The sequence below is a fragment of the Mesorhizobium sp. M2E.F.Ca.ET.209.01.1.1 genome (genome assembly GCF_004010375.2).
Taxonomy (GTDB): domain Bacteria; phylum Pseudomonadota; class Alphaproteobacteria; order Rhizobiales; family Rhizobiaceae; genus Mesorhizobium.
On the sequence record NZ_SADP02000189.1, the window covers coordinates 1 to 379 of the forward strand.

Below are 379 nucleotides of genomic sequence, written 5' to 3' on the forward strand. Positions count from 1 at the left end.
GCTTGATACTCGGCGAAATCGAGCAATTTGATACCGAGTTTTCTGCCCTCGAAAGCCGGCGCGACGGCGACGCTGAAGATAAGCGCGTGGTCGGGATGCCGTTCGAGGACAATCAGCCCTGCCAGTTCGGCGCCTTCTTCCAGAAGCCAGATCTCGCCGCGCTCGATGCGCGGCTTGTAGTCCTCGGTCACAGGGATCGGCGGCGCGCCGAGCAGGGCGGTGTAGGGGTCATAGGCCGTCGTGGTTACAGCGACAATGGCGCAGAGATCGTCGGGGCGGGCGATTCTGGGCTTCATGGCAAGCTTCCTGCTAGCGAGGCGCGCGGTCGGAGCCAACCAAGGATCCGTCGCCTTTTCCGGACGAGGATCGTGTTAGGGAC

1 protein-coding gene is annotated in these 379 nt (G+C 62.8%); it reads right to left on the bottom strand.

Annotated elements, in window-relative coordinates; genetic code table 11:
* Nucleotides 1–296 (bottom strand): GNAT family N-acetyltransferase (locus EN852_RS35225; RefSeq protein WP_135879628.1); only part of this gene is annotated, 296 nt, incomplete at its 3' end.
* Nucleotides 297–379 lie beyond the last annotated feature (83 nt).